Below are 18,053 nucleotides of genomic sequence, written 5' to 3'. Positions count from 1 at the left end.
AGGTGCCGCAATTTTTGTGCGGCACCTCAGCTCGTTTTTATGCAGTTTTCTCTTAGCCACCCAGACCGAAGGCGCGTGCTTCCTGCCGAAGCCTTGCGGCCTCACGGCGGCGTCCGGTTGGCCAGCAACTGATAAGAACCACAACAACGGTGGCAACAACCAATACAGCGATTCCAATGGCACTGTCGACCCAGAACTGCTCAGGATACAAGCGGATCAAGGTGTCCTTGACGCTGAAGGTCCATGTACCTTGCGAGAAGAACAACGCGTGGAACTGGGTAAAGAAGGTTTCCCAGCCCATCAGCGCGGCGACAGTCAGGACCGCAATCATCACCAAAGTGAGAATAGCTCCAGAGAACAGGGCCCGGCGTACCCCACCGGCATAACGCTTAGCTAGGTACCAAACACCAACAATCAAGATGACTGCCAAGATGATGCCAAGGATGTAGGAGAAACCAATAAGGTGCTTGACGTCCACCATATGCTGAACCTCGCCCTCGGTGAACATAGCTGAACCGGTGGAAAGCTTAAGCCCCGACAAGTATTCCGGGCCAGCAAAGTTGTTCAGGTAGTCCAGTCCGTAGCTGCCGTAGGTCAGTCGTTCATCATCGCTGAATCCGAAGAGGTCACTAGGGAATCCTGGGCGGCCATAGGACAGCGCTAGGAATGCCGGGGTGGCGATCAGGCGAATGGCCGTAATCAGGGTGAGCACGGGGAAGATCAAGGCAACAACAACCTGCGCAGTGCGCCCCAGTGGTGGTTTGGAGTTCAGCGCCCGCTCACGAGCCACCCGACGCTTCTGTGCTGCTTCGGACCGCTCTGGCTCTGGTTCATAGCTACCAAAGACACGATTGCGTGCCTGGGCTACGGCTGCTTTGGTGGTTGGCAGTGAGCCGGTCTTCGGTGCAACTGCTACCGGTGGGACCTGCTGGACGGTAGTTTTGCTCTCGGGCTCAGCCTTAGGTTGAACGGTAGTTGCTGGAGCAACAGGTTCGTTCTTGGCATTTTTCTCTGCTTCAAGTTCGTGAGGCAGTTTGATGGCGCGAATGACGTCTTCTACCGGCTCTTGAGCTTGAGGCTTCGCTGCTGGCTTGGCAGCGGCTGGTTTTTCAGCAGCAGATTTGGCTGGAGTGCTTGCCGGTGCAGGTGTAGTTGCCGCTGGCTTCTGCTGCTCAGTCTTAGCTGCTGCGGGCTGGGCCGTTGCTGGCTTCTGCTCTGCAGGCTTCTGCGCAGTTGGCTGGTCCGCGGTCGACTTTTGCTCTGCAGGCTTCTGTTCAGGCTGCTTCTGCTCAGCCGGCTTTGCAGGTGACGATTGTGAAGCAGCTGGATTGGTCTCGGATTCGTTCGTGCCAGACTCAGACTTGCCAGACATGGCTCGGCGAACAGCTTCCTTGCGGGCAGCTACTTCGGCCTGAGCCTGATTCTTATGAGCTTCCAGACGCGCGGCAAGCTCTTCTGCTTTTTGGCTCAGTGACGCCTTGGGTGCTCGCTCCGGGGCAGCCGGTGCAGGCTGACCCGCATTTCCTTGCCCCTCGGTTGGGTTTTTCGCCGCCTCAGCCATGAGCAGACCTCCTGCAATTCGCGCGATGGTGTGATGTTTTAGGTTACTGGTAAGCCACCGAGGGCTCACGCGCCTCCAGCTTATCCACCGCAAGGGCTCAACCGACGGATTACCACACCTAAATCACGTTTGGGCTAGGAGATAAGCAGGACGTCAAAGGCTAAATACGTGAGCCTAGACTACTTTTCTTCGTCAGGGAGCATGGCCAAACGGACCCGAGAGTCAAAACGCTGGCTGCTGATATCGCGAGAGCGCACCGAATCTGCTGGCGTGCTGGAGGAATGACGTGATTCATGAGGTTGCGGCTGCTTATCGCGCACCGCGTCCACGAGGGCGTTCAACTCATCTTCGGGCTCAAGCACTTCAGGCATGGCACCTCGAATCAGCGACCAACCACTGGGAACAGTGAGTCGATTGGCGTGCCGAGCGCAGAGGTCGTAGCAGTGCGGCTCGGGGTAAGTAGCCAATGGACCTAGCACGGCCGTTGAATCGGCGTATACGTAGGTGAGGGTGGCACGAGCCGTTTCACGGCACGCTGGGCGAGAACAAAGACGAAGACCTTCCACGCTATTTATTCTACTCGTGGGATGCCCTGATGCTGGGGATCTAGCAGTGTTCGTGGGCCGGAGCCGGTCCATGAGCGTGCTAAGCGATAGGCTGAGACGATGAACTCGAAGTTGCCTGATCGTCCCAGTGGTCCGCGGCGTAATCGCCATGGCCGCGGACGGCGCGGGCCACTGATCCCCATTCATTTGCCGGCCTACCGCTCCCGTCCGGAACGGTTCGACGACGCAGTAATGGCCAGCGCTCAAAGGCTTTCTGAACGCTGGCCAAATAAAGTTGAACAGATTGATTTCCTCATTGAGCCGGTGCCCAGCGAGAAACTCATCAATCAGGCAGAAGCAGTCTCCGATCGTATCCCGTTGGCATCGTCAACTCCGGCCACCGCTCATAAGCGTGCCGAGTTGGTGATCTATCGTCTGCCGATTGAACAGATCGCCGATAGCACCGCAGAGCTGATGGACCTCGTTCACCAGTGTGTGGTTCACGAGGTGGCGCAGTTATGGGTGAAACCGATCAACGAGATTGACCCGTCCTACTTCCCCGAAGATCCCGAAGACTTTTAGCTTCGCGTAGCCGCCGGAACTTGTGCTGGCGCGTGGGTGGCGAGCATCAGGCGCACCGCCCCGATCCATACCAGGGCCGAACCCACCAGGTGACAGACCACCAACAGTTCAGGCAAATGGGTCAGCGCCTGAACGATGCCAATCACACCCTGAGCGGCGAAAACCAGAACGTAGATCTTGGCCTTACGAGACACCGCTGCGACCTGCTGAGTCTTGGCTTTGCGCCAGATGATCAAGGTAACTGCCAACGCCGCAAAGGCCGCGATAGCGTGGATGAGGGTGATGCTTAGCCAGTCAAAGCCCATACGTGGAACGTCGGCCGAATCTCCGGCATGCGGTCCGGAACCCGTGACGGCGGTTCCCAAAACAACCAGCACCGCGTTGATGATGACCGCGATGGTGCCCCATCGCCTAAGTTCACTGGTGCTCGACGGTGGTTCGCTGGCTTCAAGGTTCTGAGTTTTATCCCAGGTAATAGCCGCAGCGGTCAGCAACAGAGTCGCTGCAAGGAAGTGCCCGGCGACCATAAACGGATTGAGCTTGACCCATACGGTCACGCCACCAAGTACCGCATTCAAAACGACCAACCAGAACTGTAGCCAGGCCCACCGAGTAATGGTGGGAACTGGTTCGCGTTGCAGACGAGCTGCAATGATGACCCAACCCACCGCGACGCAGAGCACCGTGGTGAGCATTCGGTTGGCGAACTCGATGGTTGCGTGGATGCCCATCTGCGCCGTGGGTGCAAGTGACCCATCGGTGCAGGCCGGCCAATCCGGGCAGCCTAGCCCGGAGCCGGTCACGCGAACCACGCCGCCACCCACGATGATCAAGATGGCAGCAGCTAGTGCCGTGAAGCTGGCCGCACGCAAGGCACGACGCTCCAAGATGTATCGGCTAGCTAGCCAGCCGAAGGGGGTAATCATAAAACTGTTCCTTGGTGACGGGGCGCTACCCGCCGATATTTACCACAATGCCGTCGCGACCGGCATTAGCCTGAGGCATCGCAGCCCAAGCAATCGAACGATCCGAACCGAGCGCCACCTGAGCAATATAGGTATTGGCGTCGGTTGAGAAAATTACTGCCTGAGCATCATCCGAGACTGAGTTTGGATCAAAAACAATAGAAGAACCGGCATCAATCTGTAGCTTCTTTGCTTTCTGCAGTTTGCCGTCCTTGGTTACTACGGTGGCTTCCACGGAGGAATCCGAATCTACGGCAGCCAAAGCAAATTTTCCGGTGCCGTTGGCAGAAATGGGCATGGCCTGAGTGCCAGCAAGAACATTGGAGCTCGCTGCCCACGCGGTGTCCGAAGAATCCTTCGGGTTAGCACCTCGTACCATGCGTACTGCTGCGGTCACCGGAGCGTCAGATTCAACCACGACGGTGTAGTAGCCACCGGCCAGCTGCTTCAAATCCACAACACTGGTTGCGTTTGATGCTGCCGCCAAGTTCTCGTCAAAGCTTGCTGCTACTTCACCATTTTCTCCAAGGACCTTTACCTTGTAGCCGGCCCCTGAAGACCCGGTGGCAGAAACGTGCAACTGTGGCACCAAGGAGCTATCGTCCTTGCTCAGCGAGGAGATGTTCTCCTTGCTATCAATCCAGACGCCCGGGATTACCTGACTGTTTGAAGCCGAAGCATTGGCACCAACAAAGTCCACACCCGAGGGGGTCAGGCCGCGAAGCGCTGCCTGCTGAACCGTTGCGGTGATCTTTCCACCAACGCTGGTGACCTCAGCCGAAACAGAGCCCATATTCTGCGCGTAGCCGCCGAGGACCAAGGCTTTGTCCTCCCCCGGAGCAAGAACAATGCTCTGCAGGGTTGGGGTATCGATCAGTCCATCTGGACCACGCAGCTGCAGTGCAACCTGAGCGGTGGTGTGTGTTGGGTTGGACAGGTGCATCACGCTGGTTGATCCGGTGCTGGTCTGCAGGCCGGTGAAGCGCCAGTTGGAGGCAGGTGCCTGGCAGGTAGCCGTGGCTAAACCTTCAAGGTCACCGTCCGAGGCTTGGTAGCTGCGTAGTGCGCTACCTTCCGAGGCCAGGCCGCCTAATGGCTGCAACGAATACGACTGGATACCCTCGACGTTATTCAGCGTTGAAATCTTGCTGACTCGCCCGGTCTGTCCAGCATCATCTGCGCCGCGAGCTTCTACCGCTTCGGCTTCCTTGATGCGTTTGGTCAGTGTGCGGGGTGAGGAACCATCAAGTTTGGCAACCGATGAGCCCGGGATACGTTTGGCTAGGTCTGAGACCGCAATGGAACGCACGTTGCTGTTCACGTTTTTGGCACCGGCAGCAAACTGCGGATCCGTTCCATCAACACCCTTGAGCAGCTGTGGAGTTGAAGCACAGATACTCGTGGCGTCACCTGCAGGCAGGTTGGTCACCGCCGCTGGCAGAGTACTTTCTGCCGCTTTGGGGGCGATAATCGATCCGCCACCAACAACCGCGCAGGCTGCAACAACGGCGGCCAGACTCAGGAGCACTGCCCCGGTCTTCTTACGAGTAGGAGCCGTTGCGGCATCCTTGCTCGCCGCAATACGTGCCTTTTCTAGCTTGCGTCGACGGGCGCTGACCTTTGAATCTTTTGGTTCGGACGCCGGGACGGTAGCCACTGCCTCCGACTTCTGCGACTGTTCTTCCTTAGCTGCCTCAGCAGCACGAATCTTTTCCAACTTACGGCGGCGCTTGGCAGCCTGTGCGTCTTCTGGCTCTTGCGCGGCAGGAACCTGATTCTTCTCATCTGCGGAATTCGATGCTGGGACACCGCCAGCGGCAGCTGTAGCACCGGCAACAGTTGCAGTCCCGGCAGCAGGCGTTGCTGAACTCTTTGCTGGTTGCGGGGCACTCTCAGGATCCTTGGTCGCCGCCGAATCCGAAGCCTTATCGGCAGCTACGGGTGCACCTAGCTGCTGCGAAGCAGGCAACGGTGCAACTAGCTGTGCAGGTTTTGAGGTTTCATCCTGCTGTGGCTCTGCCTTATGCGATGCGTGGCTTGGTTCCTCGGCCTTATGCGAGGCGTGCTTGTGCTCTTCAGCCTTGTGAGCAACCGGCTCAGGCTTCTGCGCAGCGACTGGCTTTGCAGGCTCCTGCGCTGGAGCATTTGCCGGTTCGGTATTCGATACTGCAAGAGGCACAGAAGTTGCAGACTTCTGGGAAGTCTCAGGCTGCTGAATGGTCTCGGATTTCTCATCCTTGGCAGACTTATCAGCCTGGTCAGACTTTTCAGCCTTGTCAGGATCGGCAACTGGTGCCGGGGTCACTGCAGGCTTCTGCTCGCTCTGATTCTGAGCAGTTGGCTTTTTCTCTGCCTTGGCGGCAGCCTTCTGCTCAGCTTCAGCCTGCTTGGCGGCCAGGGCTTCGGCCTTTTTGTCAGCCTTGGCTTTTTCGGCAGCGTCAGCTTCCTGCTGCGCTAAACGAGCCTTTTCGGCTTTAGCTTCAGCCTTGGCATCAGCTTCCTGCTGCGCCTTCTGAACCTTTTCAGACTCAGCAGCGTTTTTGGCGTCCGCCTTGGCGCGTTGTGTTGCTTCCTTCGCCCGAGCCTTGTCCAACTTTGCGTCGATTTTGGCTTTGATCTTGGCAGCTTTTTCTTCGGCGCGGGTCAGCGCTGCAGACATTGGATGCTTGGATTGCTCCGAAGCCTTGCTTTCAGGCTTATCAGCAGAATCCGCTGAGTTAACGTTCTTCTCGTCGCTCACTACTTCTTCTCCTGCTCGGCTTCATCGTCCGAAATTCGGTCGTTGAGCTTCGGGGTCAAGTTTTCTCGGATCTCACTGGCCCGCTCACGAGCCTCGCGACGGCTTTGTGGCAGGACGCCAGTAGCCGTTGAGGGGCTGCGAACTTCAGCTGCGGCCAAGACTTCATGACCATCAGCTAGCTCTTCGTCCGCAGCGCGAGGTTCGCGGAAACGATAATCGCTATTGCGGTAGTTGGCGAATCGGCGCGAGCTTGGAACCGGAATGGCCAGCAGCACGGTAATCAACAAGACCAAGGCGCCTAGAATCAGAACCGGGGTGTCCATGCTTTCCTTGTGCGTCAGCGACAACTTGCCACCGGAATTAGGGATTTCGTAGGCCTGAGCCCAGCGGGTATCCGAATTTTCCGGATAGGCCACCGAACGCAGTGCCACATCCCCGAGGCTGGCGCGCAGCTTCGAATCGGCAGCGGTGGACAGCACCAAGGTCCGCTTCAATTTGGACTCCGGCAGCTCAACGTTGCTCATCTTGCCACGCTCGGTTGGCAGTACGGTCACGCCACTATTTTCATCAACGATGCGAGCAAATCCAGCGCCTTCGGTTTCACCCGAAGTTTTGTAATCCACACGCCACAGCCAACCGCTGTCGGTCTGTCCTACTGAAGCCAAACCGGTAGCTGCGTTCAGGGTGCGCACGGTGGCGGGAACGGACTCACCGGTTTCGTTCAGTACAACGTAACCAATACCTAAGTCACGCAGGGAATCGCGAGAATCCAGTGCGGACTCGGAGAGCAACTTGGCAACTGCCTTGCTCTGGGTCGAGGAGGTAATCGAGCTTTCGTTGCGTTCCGGGTTTAGCAAGCTTCCATCAAGCTGCTTAACCTGCGAGTAGCGGCTGATGCTATCGAGGGTCTCACCTGAGCTGGAAACCAGCTGGCTGTCGATTTCACCCGATGAACGTGGGCTGAGTACCAAGGTGCGCTCTTGGAATTCAGAGCGTCCGGCGTCAGCGGCCGTGGCCGGCAAGGTGCGTGGCTGGGAGGACTGAACTTGCTGGGTATCCACCAGCTTGGTCAGCTCCTGCGAAGCTGCCGTTGGGTTCAGCTGGGAGGCCAAAAGTACGCTTCCTGAGCCGGCAACAGCGATCACGCTCAGGACTGCCATCAGCGAAACCAAGGATCGTGGTGCGCGTGCACGCAGGGTGCGAGGCTGGTTTTCGTGACGCAGTGCAGCCAATGCGTTGGCAGCTGCGGCCATCAAAGCAAAAACGGTGAACGAGACAAACGGTCCGGTGTAGGCGGTTACCGAAGTATGCGATTGAAGGCTGACCGGAATAAATCCAACAGCCCAACCAGCGGCCAACGAGATCACGCCGGCCCAGAGCAGACGGCGCGAGTTGCGGCGCATGGTGGCGTTGTGGCTGAAAGCCGAGCTCAACGTACCAATAAGGGCCATGATGATCACCGGTGCGCCAATAAGCAAAGCTGCTACGAGCGCCCAAGGGCCAGCGGGCAACATATCCCAACCGACCAAGCCCGCCTTGGCATCAAAAGCTTCTGGGAAACCAAGAAGCATCTGCCATGGCAATGCTGGCGAGAAAGCGGTAGGAGCTCCTGGCTCGGTGAACAGCAAACGTGGTTCGCTCAATGCTGCGAAGAGCAAAGGCAAGTTCCACACAACAGCTGGCAACGGGATCCACCACAGGCTACGTGCCCGGTGGAGGGAGGACAGCGCCAGAGCGTAAATCAAGATGGTCGCTGCCAGGAAGAACGCCATTGAACCGGCGGAAACTACCCACAGCAACAATGCGGCACAGGCCGACGCGGTCCATGCAGAAACTGACTGCGCCTTGGCCGTCTTTGGCCTGGCTCCCTCAACGGCAACCTGCGCGTTCATGGAGCGGATCACTGCCATCACAAATACCGGCAGCACGATGTGAACCAAAGCTGAGCCGATTCGGCCCGAGGCCAGTGAAGAGGTGAGTGATGGAAGCAGGGCCCACACCAGTGCGGCAAAGAATCGCACAGCGCGCGATCGGCTGACTACCCCGATGCCCCACCAAGCGCTCAAGGCAGCCAATGGCATGGCGGCAAGGAAGAGGTAAGGAGCTACCTGGTTGGCGTGGCCAAAGGTCACTACCGAGTACAGCCAGAACAACGCATCCGTATTATCTGGTGGAGCACTCAGCCCGGTCCCAATGCTCTGCCACCAGGAAATCGCATTGGCTCCGATTTCCTTGGTGCTCTGCGAGAACGGACGCAAGGCGCCACCCGAAAGCGCAGACGCACCAAGTACGTTGCGCCAAGCGATTAGCGAAGCGGCCGTGGAAATCAGCAGGGCAAAAATCAGTGACAGTACCGCGGTGGTACGCGGAGGGCGGGCGATGCGAACAAAGTCCGAGAAGTTGTCGCCACTGGGTTCAACCATGGCATCGGCACCGCTTCCGTCGCCAAAGACTTCTGCATCATCGCGGCCGGTGGTCAGATTGCGTCGATATTCGCGAACCTGCGACGCCGAGGTCATCAGCTTGCGGACCTGGCGGCGTGGAATCTCACGAATTGTGCGCACATTGCGCCGGGAGGCCGACAGCTTGCCCGGGGTGAATAGACCGCGCAGCGTTGCGCGCAGGTGACCAAAACCGTGGCCTGGGTCCTTAGCCAGCAGAGCCAGCAGGAAGTGGCCGATACCGCCGAGCAAAAGGCCGATCCAGAGGAACGGCAAAGTTAGTGGGGCGGCAAACTTCAAACGCTGGAATACTTCCGAACGCTTGGCTTCGCTAGGCCCGGCCAGGGAGTCAACTACCTCAACCTGGTGGTACATCTTGGCTTCGGGGACAACAACAACACGGTATCCGGCCAGGCGGTTGCGCCAGCACAGGTCCACGTCGTCGCCACGGCCTGGAATTGCTGGATCAAATCCGCCAAGGTATTCAAAAACGTCGCGGCGGATGAACATACCGGCAGAGGACACTGCGAAGTAGTCGCTGCGTGCGTCGTACTGTCCCTGATCAACTTCGTCGGTATCGATCATGGTCAGTCGCTGAGCCTTGCGGTCTACGCTCAGTCCCACCTCGACGAGGTGGCGGGGGTTATCAATGTCCAGCAGTTTGCACCCGGCAATGGACACCGATTCTGACGCTTCAACGGCTCGGGTCAGTGCTTCAAGTGCCTCGGGTGCCGGCATGGAGTCATCATGGACGATCCATAACCATTCGTCGCGGTCTTCTCGTGCTTCTGGCAGTTGCGAGACTGCCGCTTCCATCGATAGGCCCAAAGAGCCTTCCTCGGCTTGCAGTAAAGCAGCGTTGGAAGGCAGATTGGCACGCAATACCTCAAGGGAAGCGTCGGAGGAAGAAGCGTCTACTCCGACAAAGCGTTCAATAGGCCTCGACTGGTTTCGCAGTGCGGCCAAAGTGCGTGGTAAAAAGTCAGCGCCATCGTGCGAGGCAACGATGGCGGTGACATGAATTGGCGGACGAATTAGATTGCTCGTTTCCGTAGACGGCGACGTTCGCGCTCTGAGAGCCCTCCCCATATGCCGAAGCGCTCATCATTGCTCAAGGCATATTCTAGACATTCTGAGCGAACAACACATGCGCCGCAGACGCGTTTCGCGTCTCGAGTCGATCCGCCCTTTTCAGGGAAAAACGCTTCTGGGTCTGTTTGTGCACACAGTGCGCGGGCTTGCCAGCCCAATTCACCTTCATCAACTTCGCCGCCGACACCAAGCCAAACGGCCTTGATGCTCTCGCGTACGTCGTCGTCCTCGTCAAGCTCCGGTGCCCAAGATCCTACGGAAGGGATCTCTTCAGCATCCTGAGATGAGTCATGCTCTTTAAGATAATTGTCGGCTGCAGTTTCAAGATCAGCTGCGAGCGCCACTCGTGCGGACTCACCGGCTTGAGGGTCGACAAACCAGTCAGACGGTGCGTCTTCGAGCCCGTACTGAGCGGACGCAACAGCCGAGGTCGAAAATTCGGAGTACCCCTGCTCCAGATTCGCCATGGTGATGTTGACCTTTCGATTGGTTTGAGTGGATTGGGCCATCTATGGCGCCTACCCATCCGGCAGCATTTATTCCATCAAACTAGAGAATGTGATGGATTCCGCCGGACTCACCATCTAATTACATCCGTGTAACTCCGCTAGAGTCAAGTGGGGAGGTCATTCTAAGAACAATTTTCAGGAAACTCCCGGCACAACACGCCGTCAAAACGGGCAGAAGAGCGGGCGAGTCTCGACTTGCTTGAATTCCCGGTGAATTCTCAGTAACTAGTTTCAAAGGACGATCAATGAGTAGCAACCAACAACTTGGAACTTTCGTCGAAGCACTGCTCGCGGTGCGACGGTCCTCGGCGTCTCCTTGGCTTACTTGGCATTCTCAAAGTGGTGAACGCATCGAGCTCTCTGGACGGGTATTTGACAACTGGGTGGCTAAAAGCGCGAATTTGCTGGGCGACCTTTACGACCTCGGCGAAGAATCCATCGTCGTCATAGGCCTCGCCCCACACTGGAAATCGCTGGTTCTGGCCCTAGCTGCATTGCACCACGGCGCCAAACTTGTCGACCCAGCTCATCAAGATGCGCAGAGCGCGGCCCTGTTTATTACGGCCACGCCCAACGATGAAAACATTCCAGCAAGTAGCGAGATCCTCGCAGTGAACCCGGCAGCTCTCGCGCTGTCCTTCGGTTCGGATCTGGGGCCCGTTGCTGAAGACTTTAATGCCACGGTACGTTCTTATGGCGACCAGTTCTACCCATCGGCAGTAGCTGGTTCTACCGCGGCCATTGCCACCCCTGCTGGCGCAGAGCTGAGCATCGAAGAGCTCTTCGCACCGGCGGCAGATCCCAAGGGCACGATCTTGGTACGTGCGGATCAGCCAATTTTGAAACTACTCCCCTACCTAATTGGGCAGTGGAAAGCCGGGGACGGCGTAGTTCTGGTTGAAGATTCTCTAGAGGTCAGCGACCGCCTACGAGATGGTGAGCGCATCACCTTCGACTACGTGCCTGGGGCCTAACGAAAGACCTTAGGAGTAGAGCCGGTGTCGGTCGGTCCATTGGAACCTGTTGCTAGGTCCTTGCCGTCCGCACCGGTTTCGCTCTGTGGTCGACCCAAAATCTCGTGGTCGTGGGCGAACTCTTCTTCCTGATCCATTTCCTTACCAAAGACCCAGAAGCGGTAAGCGAAGAAGCGGAAGATGGTGCCCAGGATCAGGCCGACGACCGAACCGGCAATGAAGACCGAAGTTGCATCGGTTAGACCCAGCCAGTACTTGGTGACCCAAACACACGCGGCCGCAATGCCCAGACCGATTGCGTTCATGATGATGAACATCACCAGCTCGCGCACCACATTTGCTTGGCGACGATGGCGGAAGGTCCAGTATCGGTTAGCGACCCACGAGAAGATGGTCGCAACGACACCTGCAACGATTTTTGCCTTAACCTGCGAATCGCTCATTGAGCCATGCAATAGCCAGACATAGATGCCCGAGTCAATGATGAACGCGACGCCACCGACGACACCGAACTTCGCAACTTCCCGCCAAAACAGCGATATGAGTCCGGCAATTTTTGATTTGATGCGCTCGAGCAAGGGTCCTCCAGGGAATCAAGTTCCCGTCTGGCTAGCAGTAACAGGGCGCGCAGAGCAGAACTCAGAGCACGCGACCTTGCTATTTTATCGGTAGTTTCTGGTGATTGACCGAATTCTGAGAGTAATCAGACAACGCGCATGCGAATCTACCGCGTGATTTCGATACCCTAGATATCGTGAGCTTTCCAAAAATTGGTGTGATTGGTGGCGGGCAGCTAGCCCGAATGATGGCCCCCGAGGCCCTGAACCTAGGTTTTGAACTTCATGTTCTGGCCGAAGGGCCCGAGGTGTCGGCAGCCCGAAGTGTTCCTGATGCACCCATTGGTGACTACAAGGACCTCGAAACCCTGCGCAAATTTGCTCAGGGTAAGGACGTGGTCACCTTTGACCATGAACATGTTCCCAACGAATTTCTCACCACGCTAATCAATGAAGGCGTAAACATTCAGCCGCGCCCGGCCGCCCTGATTCATGCACAGGACAAGCTGGTAATGCGTGAAGCTATCGAAGCTCTGGGCTTGCCCAATCCTGCGTGGGCCAAGGTAGATGATGTTGAGCAGCTGATCGCTTTTGGTGATCAAACCGGCTGGCCCATCGTGCTCAAAACCCCTCGCGGCGGATATGACGGCAAGGGCGTGCGCATGCTGGATAACGCACAAGACGCCAAAGACGCTGCCGACTGGTTCGCCAACGGTCCACTGCTGGCCGAAGACAAAGTCGATTTCTCCCGAGAACTTTCAGCCATGGTGGCACGCACCCCCTCCGGTGAAGCCAAGGCTTGGCCAGTAGTGCACACCATCCAGGTTGATGGAGTCTGCGACGAAGTTATTGCACCGGCCCAGGAACTGGATCAGGCTACGGCCCAAGCCGCTGCGCAGGCGGCACTGCTGATCGCCAATGAATTTGGTGTCACTGGTGTCATGGCTGCAGAACTTTTCGAAACGCCCGGCCAAGGGGCTGGTTTTGTGATTAATGAATTGGCCATGCGTCCACACAACACCGGGCACTGGACCATGAATGGTTCTATCACCAGCCAGTTCGAACAGCACCTGCGGGCGGTTCTAGATTTGCCGCTGGGTGAAACGAGCGAGTTGGGTCTGACCGTCATGAAGAATTACCTTGGCGGCGCCAACCAAGATCTTTACTCTGCGTTTAGCGCTGCCCTGGCCGCCGCGCCCGAGGTGAAGGTCCATGCCTACGGCAAATCGGTGCGTCCGGGACGCAAGATCGGACACGTAAACGTAGTCGCTAATGCCGGGCAGAGCGTGGATGAACTTCGCTCCCAAGCCAATAAGGTCGCCGCGATAATCCGCGACGGCGTGGATGCTGACCACTAATCTTTTGACCGCCAAGAGCCACTGCACCCAACAACGCAGTGGCTCTTACACTTACTTATCCCAAGGAATATTCTGATGTCTGTTGCACCTCTTGTTGGCCTTGTCATGGGTTCGGATTCCGATTGGCCAGTAATGCGCCTCGCCGCACAAGCCCTGGCTGAATTTGGCATTCCCTTTGAAGCTGACGTTGTCTCTGCTCACCGGATGCCCACCGAAATGATTGAGTACGGTACAAAAGCTCACGAACGCGGACTGCGTGTGATCATTGCTGGCGCTGGTGGCGCAGCTCACCTGCCGGGCATGCTCGCAGCAGTTACTCCGCTTCCTGTCATCGGAGTGCCAGTTCCACTGGCTAAACTTGATGGAATGGATTCTTTGCTGTCCATCGTTCAGATGCCTGCAGGAGTCCCCGTAGCGACTGTTTCCATCGGTGGTGCACGCAATGCAGGATTGCTTGCAGTGCGCACTCTCGCATCGGGAACCGACGAGCTTGCACAGTCATTGCAGGTAAAGTTGCTTGAGTTCGCAGAATCTCTGCGCGAATCAGCCCACGCTAAGGGTGCTGCACTGCGCGAAGAAGTTGCCAACGAGAATTTCGCTTCCTAGGGAAAGTCACATAAGTACATGGGTTCTGCCAATCATCGCGCACAAGGTCCGTTGCGCAGTCCGGAGACCATAAGCGCTCCGCAACGCAGCAAACGTGCGCTGATCTTGGTCCTCTTGACCATTTTCTTCCCGGGCAGCGCTCAGCTCGTTGCCGGAAACCGCAAACTTGGACGTATCGCCGTCACCGTCACCATGATTTGCTGGGTGGCTATCCTTGCCGTCCTCGCAATCTATTTCATTAACCGTTCGGTGATCCTTGGCTGGGTCGCGCACCCGAACTTCCAGATGTTCCTGATCATCGTGCTCTCAGTATTGGCCGTCGGTTGGTTCGTCATGTTCGTTAACACCTTGGTGATCATCAAGCCAAGAATGTTGGCACCAGGTATGCGCGCTATCGTGACCGTGTTTACGCTAGCTGCGGTTGTGGCCACCAGTGGCGTGTTCATTTACGGAGCATCGATTCTGAACACCGGTCGCGAAACCATCGTGTCCGTCTTTGACGAAGGACCGGCCTTTGAACCGGTCAACGGGCGCTATAACGTCGCCGTGTTCGGTGCCGACTCCGGTAGCGACCGCGAAGGTGTGCGTACTGACTCGGTGGCACTGCTTTCGGTGGATGCCAAGACCGGCAAGACCCTATTGATCTCCATCCCGCGTAACTTCCAGGGTGCTCGCTTTGCCGATGACTCACCGATGAAGAAGATCTGGCCTGACGGCTACAACTGCGGTGACGAATGCATCTTTAACGCCATCTACCGCAACGCAACCGACGAGCACGCTGACGCTTTCCCAAGCACAGTTAAGAACGTCGGTGCGCAGGCCGCGATGGACGCTTTGGAAGGCACCACCGGCCTACCTGTTCAGGGTTACGTCATGGTCGACATGGCTGGCTTCGAGCAGTTTGTTGATGCCCTCGGCGGCGTGAACATCGATTCGGGTGGCTGGGTTCCTTACAACGGTAAGCGCTACGAAAACAGCACCATTCGTACCCACTGGTTCGCTCCGGGCAACCAGACCTTCACCGGAAAGCAGGCCCTGTGGTTTGCTCGCTCCCGTGACTTCACCGATGACTACCACCGCATCAAGCGCCAGCAGTGCTTACAGCAGGCAATCATCAAGCAGTTCACTCCGCAGACCATTCTGAGCAACTTCACCAGCATCATGTCCGCCGGTGAACAGCTGGTGGAAACCAACATTCCAGCCGGTCAGCTCGGTTCCTTTGTCTCCTTGGCAGAAAAGGTCTCCTCGCAGCCAATGGCTCGACTGACCCTCGGCGCTCCGGACTTCGAACGCACCTTCTCCACCTACCCAGATTTTGATAAGTTGCAGGGTCGAATTCAGACCTTGATCGCAAAGCAAAACGAATCGGATGATGAGAAGAAGGCTAAGAAGAGCGCCGCGGCTGAAGCAAGTGAAGACTCAACGGATTCCTCCAAGTCTGAAGAGAGCACTGAGAGTACCGAGGCTTCCGAGGACACTTCAGATGCTGGAGATATCAATAACGCGCCGAAGCTGTCCGACAGTGGCGACGCGGAGTTCACCCAGCCTGATGGCAGCCCGATCACCGAGGAATACTTGGTTGAGCTGGAAATGGCCGGCGCAACCACCAGAATTTCTCAGATTGCCGCCAACAACGACGAGTGCACCGTTCCTTAGACGGATCATGCACTGCAGTACCAACGGTTAGACCCCCCGACCGCAACGCAACCCAATCACTGTTAATGAAAGGCTATGGTCAAGCGACGTGTTCGAGTTGAATAACGCGATCAGGGACTACCACTGGGGATCCGATTCTGAGATCTCTGACTTGCTGAATCTGCCTGCGGAGATTACTCCGCAGGCAGAGATGTGGCTTGGTGCTCATCCTGGGTGCCCAAGCCGTGTGGCGGATGAAGATGTTGCGCTTAATGACTTCATCGCGCAAGACCCACAACACATCTTGGGTACTACTGTGGCCCAGCGTTTTGGCCGATTGCCATACTTGTTCAAAGTACTCTCGGCCACCCAGCCGCTATCAATCCAAACCCATCCAACGCTCAAGCAAGCTCAAGAACGTTTTGCCTCGGAAAATGCCAGTGGCAAGGCTTTGGATGCAGCTGATCGTAACTACAAGGATGACAATCACAAACCGGAGATGCTCTATGCGCTCACCGATTTTGTGGCTCTGTCTGGATTCCGTCAGCCAGCTCAAATCATCAAAGATCTACGCTTGGTATCCGGTGAGCTCCCAGCCAATCAGCTGGGTGAGGTCAAGCAGATCATCGGTCTGTTGCAAGGATCGGATCCTTTAGCCCAGACCTTTAAGCACATTCTCACCGCGGGTGAACCCGTGGCCCAAGCCGTTGAGCAGATCTGCGCAGCCATCGAGTCTTCGGCAAAGTTGAGCTCTAATATTCACTTTGCGGAGCTTGTCTCGATCAACAAGATCTACCCGAACGATCCGGGCGTACTTGTTGCTCTGTTGCTGAATTTGGTTTTCTTGGAGCCAGGACAGGCCATCAGTTTGGGTGCCGGAAACGTACACGCTTATCTGCGTGGACTCGGCATCGAGGTCATGGCTAATTCGGACAATGTATTGCGAGGCGGACTGACCAGCAAGCACATTGATGTTCCAGAGCTCTTGGACGTCACCATAGCCCAGCCCTCCCCCGCACCAATTCTGGAGCCGGTAGCGCTGGCTAACCATGACCGCTTGTACAAGCCAGAGTTTGAAGAGTTCCAGTTGCAGGTTCTGGATCCGACACAACCAGGCCAAGCATCGGATCTGCAATTGCATGGGGCCGCCATTATCCTGTGCACCGCAGGCGAATTCTTGATCAGAACCCAAGAAGGCCAACGGACAATTACCCGGGGCCAATCCTGGTTCATCACCGCTGCGGAACTACCAGCTTCAGCAACTCTCCAAGGTGATACTCGGGGCCAGCTCTTTGCTTCCAGCTCGCAGCTGGACTGACATCTCAGACACCAGCCGCTACGAACGTTGAGCGATTAAAGACCTGCGGCCATGGACTTACTTGAGTCCATGGCCGCAGGTCTTTGTCTTACCTGGATTTAGCGGGTGTAAGCTTCCCACTTGTCCTGGTGGTGTTCGCCTTCAACGAAGCGGATGGTTCCGGACTTCGCGCGCATAACGATCGACTGGGTGCTGATGCGGTTGCCCTTGTAGCGCACACCGCGCAGCAGGTCGCCGTCGGTGATGCCGGTAGCTGCGAAGTAGCAGTTATCCGAGGTCACCAAATCATTGGTGGTGAGAACGCGGTCCAACTTGTGGCCAGCGTCCAGCGCCTTCTGCTTCTCGTCATCGTCGGTAGGCCATAGACGTCCCTGGATGACACCGCCCAGTGCCTTGATAGCGCAGGCGGTCACAATGCCTTCTGGAGTTCCACCGATACCCATCAGTGCGTCAACACCCGTGCCTTCACGAGTTGCCGCGATAGCACCGGCTACGTCGCCATCCATGAGCAGCTTGGTGCGAGCACCAGCAGCACGGATCTCTTCGATCAACCCAGCGTGACGCGGGCGGTCCAAGATGGTGACGGTAATCTGGCTGATCTTCTTGCCTTTGGCCTTAGCGATCAGGTGCAGGTTTTGCTTCACAGGCAGACGTAGGTCAACTAGGTCTGCTGCTTCTGGTCCGGTGACCAGCTTTTCCATGTAGAACACTGCTGACGGATCAAACATGGATCCGCGGTCAGCTACTGCCAAGACCGAAAGTGCGTTGTTCAGGCCCAGGGCCGTCAAACGGGTTCCGTCGATTGGGTCAACGGCTACGTCGCACTCCGCACCGGTGCCGTTGCCAACTTCCTCGCCGTTGAAGAGCATTGGTGCTTCGTCTTTTTCGCCTTCACCGATAACAACAACGCCATTGAAGTTCACGGTGGAGAGCAGACCACGCATTGCATCAACTGCAGCGCCGTCTGCCGCGTTTTTGTCTCCGAAGCCAACCCATGGCGTGGAAGCGATAGCGGCCGCTTCTGTAGCGCGCACCAACTCCAGTGCTAGGTTGCGGTCCGGCTCCGCGTCGGTTAACGACAATCGCGGAGAAAGTTGGGCATAATTGTTCTTTTCGGTCACGAAAGATCCCATCACTGAGTCGTAGTCATTGCGCCTATGCAAACACTGA

At 56.9% G+C, this 18,053-nt stretch carries 14 protein-coding genes; 6 read left to right on the top strand and 8 right to left on the bottom strand.

What is annotated here, in order from left to right; genetic code table 11:
* Positions 1-52: 52 nt before the first annotated feature.
* Entirely contained in the window at positions 53-1,561 is a 1,509-nt protein-coding gene (locus tag AC1Z3F_RS01260; protein ID WP_131090163.1) for a TIGR01906 family membrane protein, read from the bottom strand.
* Positions 1,562-1,740: 179 nt separating this feature from the next.
* Entirely contained in the window at positions 1,741-2,127 is a 387-nt protein-coding gene (locus tag AC1Z3F_RS01255) for a DUF3499 domain-containing protein (RefSeq protein ID WP_131090164.1), read from the bottom strand.
* Between the two features lie 99 nt (positions 2,128-2,226).
* Here AC1Z3F_RS01255 and AC1Z3F_RS01250 point away from each other — a divergent pair, with 99 nt between their 5' ends.
* The gene (locus AC1Z3F_RS01250) at positions 2,227-2,688 is read left to right on the top strand and encodes a metallopeptidase family protein (RefSeq protein ID WP_131090165.1); all 462 of its coding nucleotides are present in this window, start codon (positions 2,227-2,229) and stop codon (positions 2,686-2,688) included.
* On the opposite strand, the gene AC1Z3F_RS01245 is transcribed toward AC1Z3F_RS01250, so the two are convergent.
* The 4 genes from AC1Z3F_RS01245 to AC1Z3F_RS01230 are packed head-to-tail and all read right to left on the bottom strand — an operon-like array spanning position 2,685 to position 10,393.
* On the bottom strand, positions 2,685-3,614 hold the full coding sequence (locus tag AC1Z3F_RS01245; RefSeq protein WP_483566379.1) for a COX15/CtaA family protein: 930 nt from the start codon (positions 3,612-3,614) through the stop codon (positions 2,685-2,687). The two genes, AC1Z3F_RS01250 and AC1Z3F_RS01245, sit on opposite strands and share 4 nt — an antisense overlap.
* A 25-nt stretch (positions 3,615-3,639) precedes the next feature.
* Positions 3,640-6,393, bottom strand: a complete 2,754-nt coding sequence (locus tag AC1Z3F_RS01240) for a DUF5719 family protein (protein ID WP_483566378.1) — start codon at positions 6,391-6,393, stop codon at positions 3,640-3,642.
* Positions 6,393-9,923 (bottom strand): glycosyltransferase family 2 protein, encoded by a 3,531-nt coding sequence (locus AC1Z3F_RS01235; RefSeq protein ID WP_483566377.1) that lies wholly within the window; start codon positions 9,921-9,923, stop codon positions 6,393-6,395. Before AC1Z3F_RS01235 ends, AC1Z3F_RS01240 begins: the two co-directional genes overlap by 1 nt.
* On the bottom strand, positions 9,869-10,393 hold the full coding sequence (locus AC1Z3F_RS01230) for a WhiB family transcriptional regulator (protein WP_131090373.1): 525 nt from the start codon (positions 10,391-10,393) through the stop codon (positions 9,869-9,871). Before AC1Z3F_RS01230 ends, AC1Z3F_RS01235 begins: the two co-directional genes overlap by 55 nt.
* A 287-nt stretch (positions 10,394-10,680) precedes the next feature.
* Between AC1Z3F_RS01230 and AC1Z3F_RS01225 the strand changes: the two genes are divergently transcribed.
* Positions 10,681-11,409, top strand: a complete 729-nt coding sequence (locus AC1Z3F_RS01225; RefSeq protein ID WP_131090169.1) for a TIGR03089 family protein — start codon at positions 10,681-10,683, stop codon at positions 11,407-11,409.
* On the opposite strand, the gene AC1Z3F_RS01220 is transcribed toward AC1Z3F_RS01225, so the two are convergent.
* Positions 11,406-11,987 (bottom strand): GtrA family protein, encoded by a 582-nt coding sequence (locus AC1Z3F_RS01220; RefSeq protein ID WP_131090170.1) that lies wholly within the window; start codon positions 11,985-11,987, stop codon positions 11,406-11,408. The genes AC1Z3F_RS01225 and AC1Z3F_RS01220 overlap by 4 nt on opposite strands.
* Positions 11,988-12,163: 176 nt before the next feature.
* Here AC1Z3F_RS01220 and AC1Z3F_RS01215 point away from each other — a divergent pair, with 176 nt between their 5' ends.
* The 4 genes from AC1Z3F_RS01215 (at position 12,164) to manA (ending at position 16,883) form a co-directional block, all read left to right on the top strand.
* Positions 12,164-13,324 carry a 5-(carboxyamino)imidazole ribonucleotide synthase gene (locus tag AC1Z3F_RS01215; protein ID WP_483566376.1) on the top strand — a complete coding sequence of 387 codons (1,161 nt, stop codon included), beginning with the start codon at positions 12,164-12,166 and terminating at the stop codon, positions 13,322-13,324.
* A gap of 75 nt (positions 13,325-13,399) precedes the next feature.
* Complete coding sequence (gene purE / locus AC1Z3F_RS01210) at positions 13,400-13,930, top strand: 5-(carboxyamino)imidazole ribonucleotide mutase (protein WP_444612857.1); 531 nt, start codon at positions 13,400-13,402, stop codon at positions 13,928-13,930.
* Between the two features lie 18 nt (positions 13,931-13,948).
* Positions 13,949-15,586 carry an LCP family glycopolymer transferase gene (locus AC1Z3F_RS01205; protein ID WP_483566375.1) on the top strand — a complete coding sequence of 546 codons (1,638 nt, stop codon included), beginning with the start codon at positions 13,949-13,951 and terminating at the stop codon, positions 15,584-15,586.
* 88 nt (positions 15,587-15,674) lie between these two features.
* Complete coding sequence (manA, locus tag AC1Z3F_RS01200; protein ID WP_483566374.1) at positions 15,675-16,883, top strand: mannose-6-phosphate isomerase, class I; 1,209 nt, start codon at positions 15,675-15,677, stop codon at positions 16,881-16,883.
* Positions 16,884-16,981: 98 nt separating this feature from the next.
* Here the strand turns inward: manA and glpX are convergent, their stop codons facing one another.
* On the bottom strand, positions 16,982-18,016 hold the full coding sequence (gene glpX / locus AC1Z3F_RS01195; protein WP_131090374.1) for a class II fructose-bisphosphatase: 1,035 nt from the start codon (positions 18,014-18,016) through the stop codon (positions 16,982-16,984).
* Positions 18,017-18,053 lie beyond the last annotated feature (37 nt).

The organism is Glutamicibacter sp. MOO4, assembly GCF_056934395.1.
Note: the sequence above shows the minus strand (reverse complement) of the source record. Positions and strands in the feature narration are given on the sequence as shown.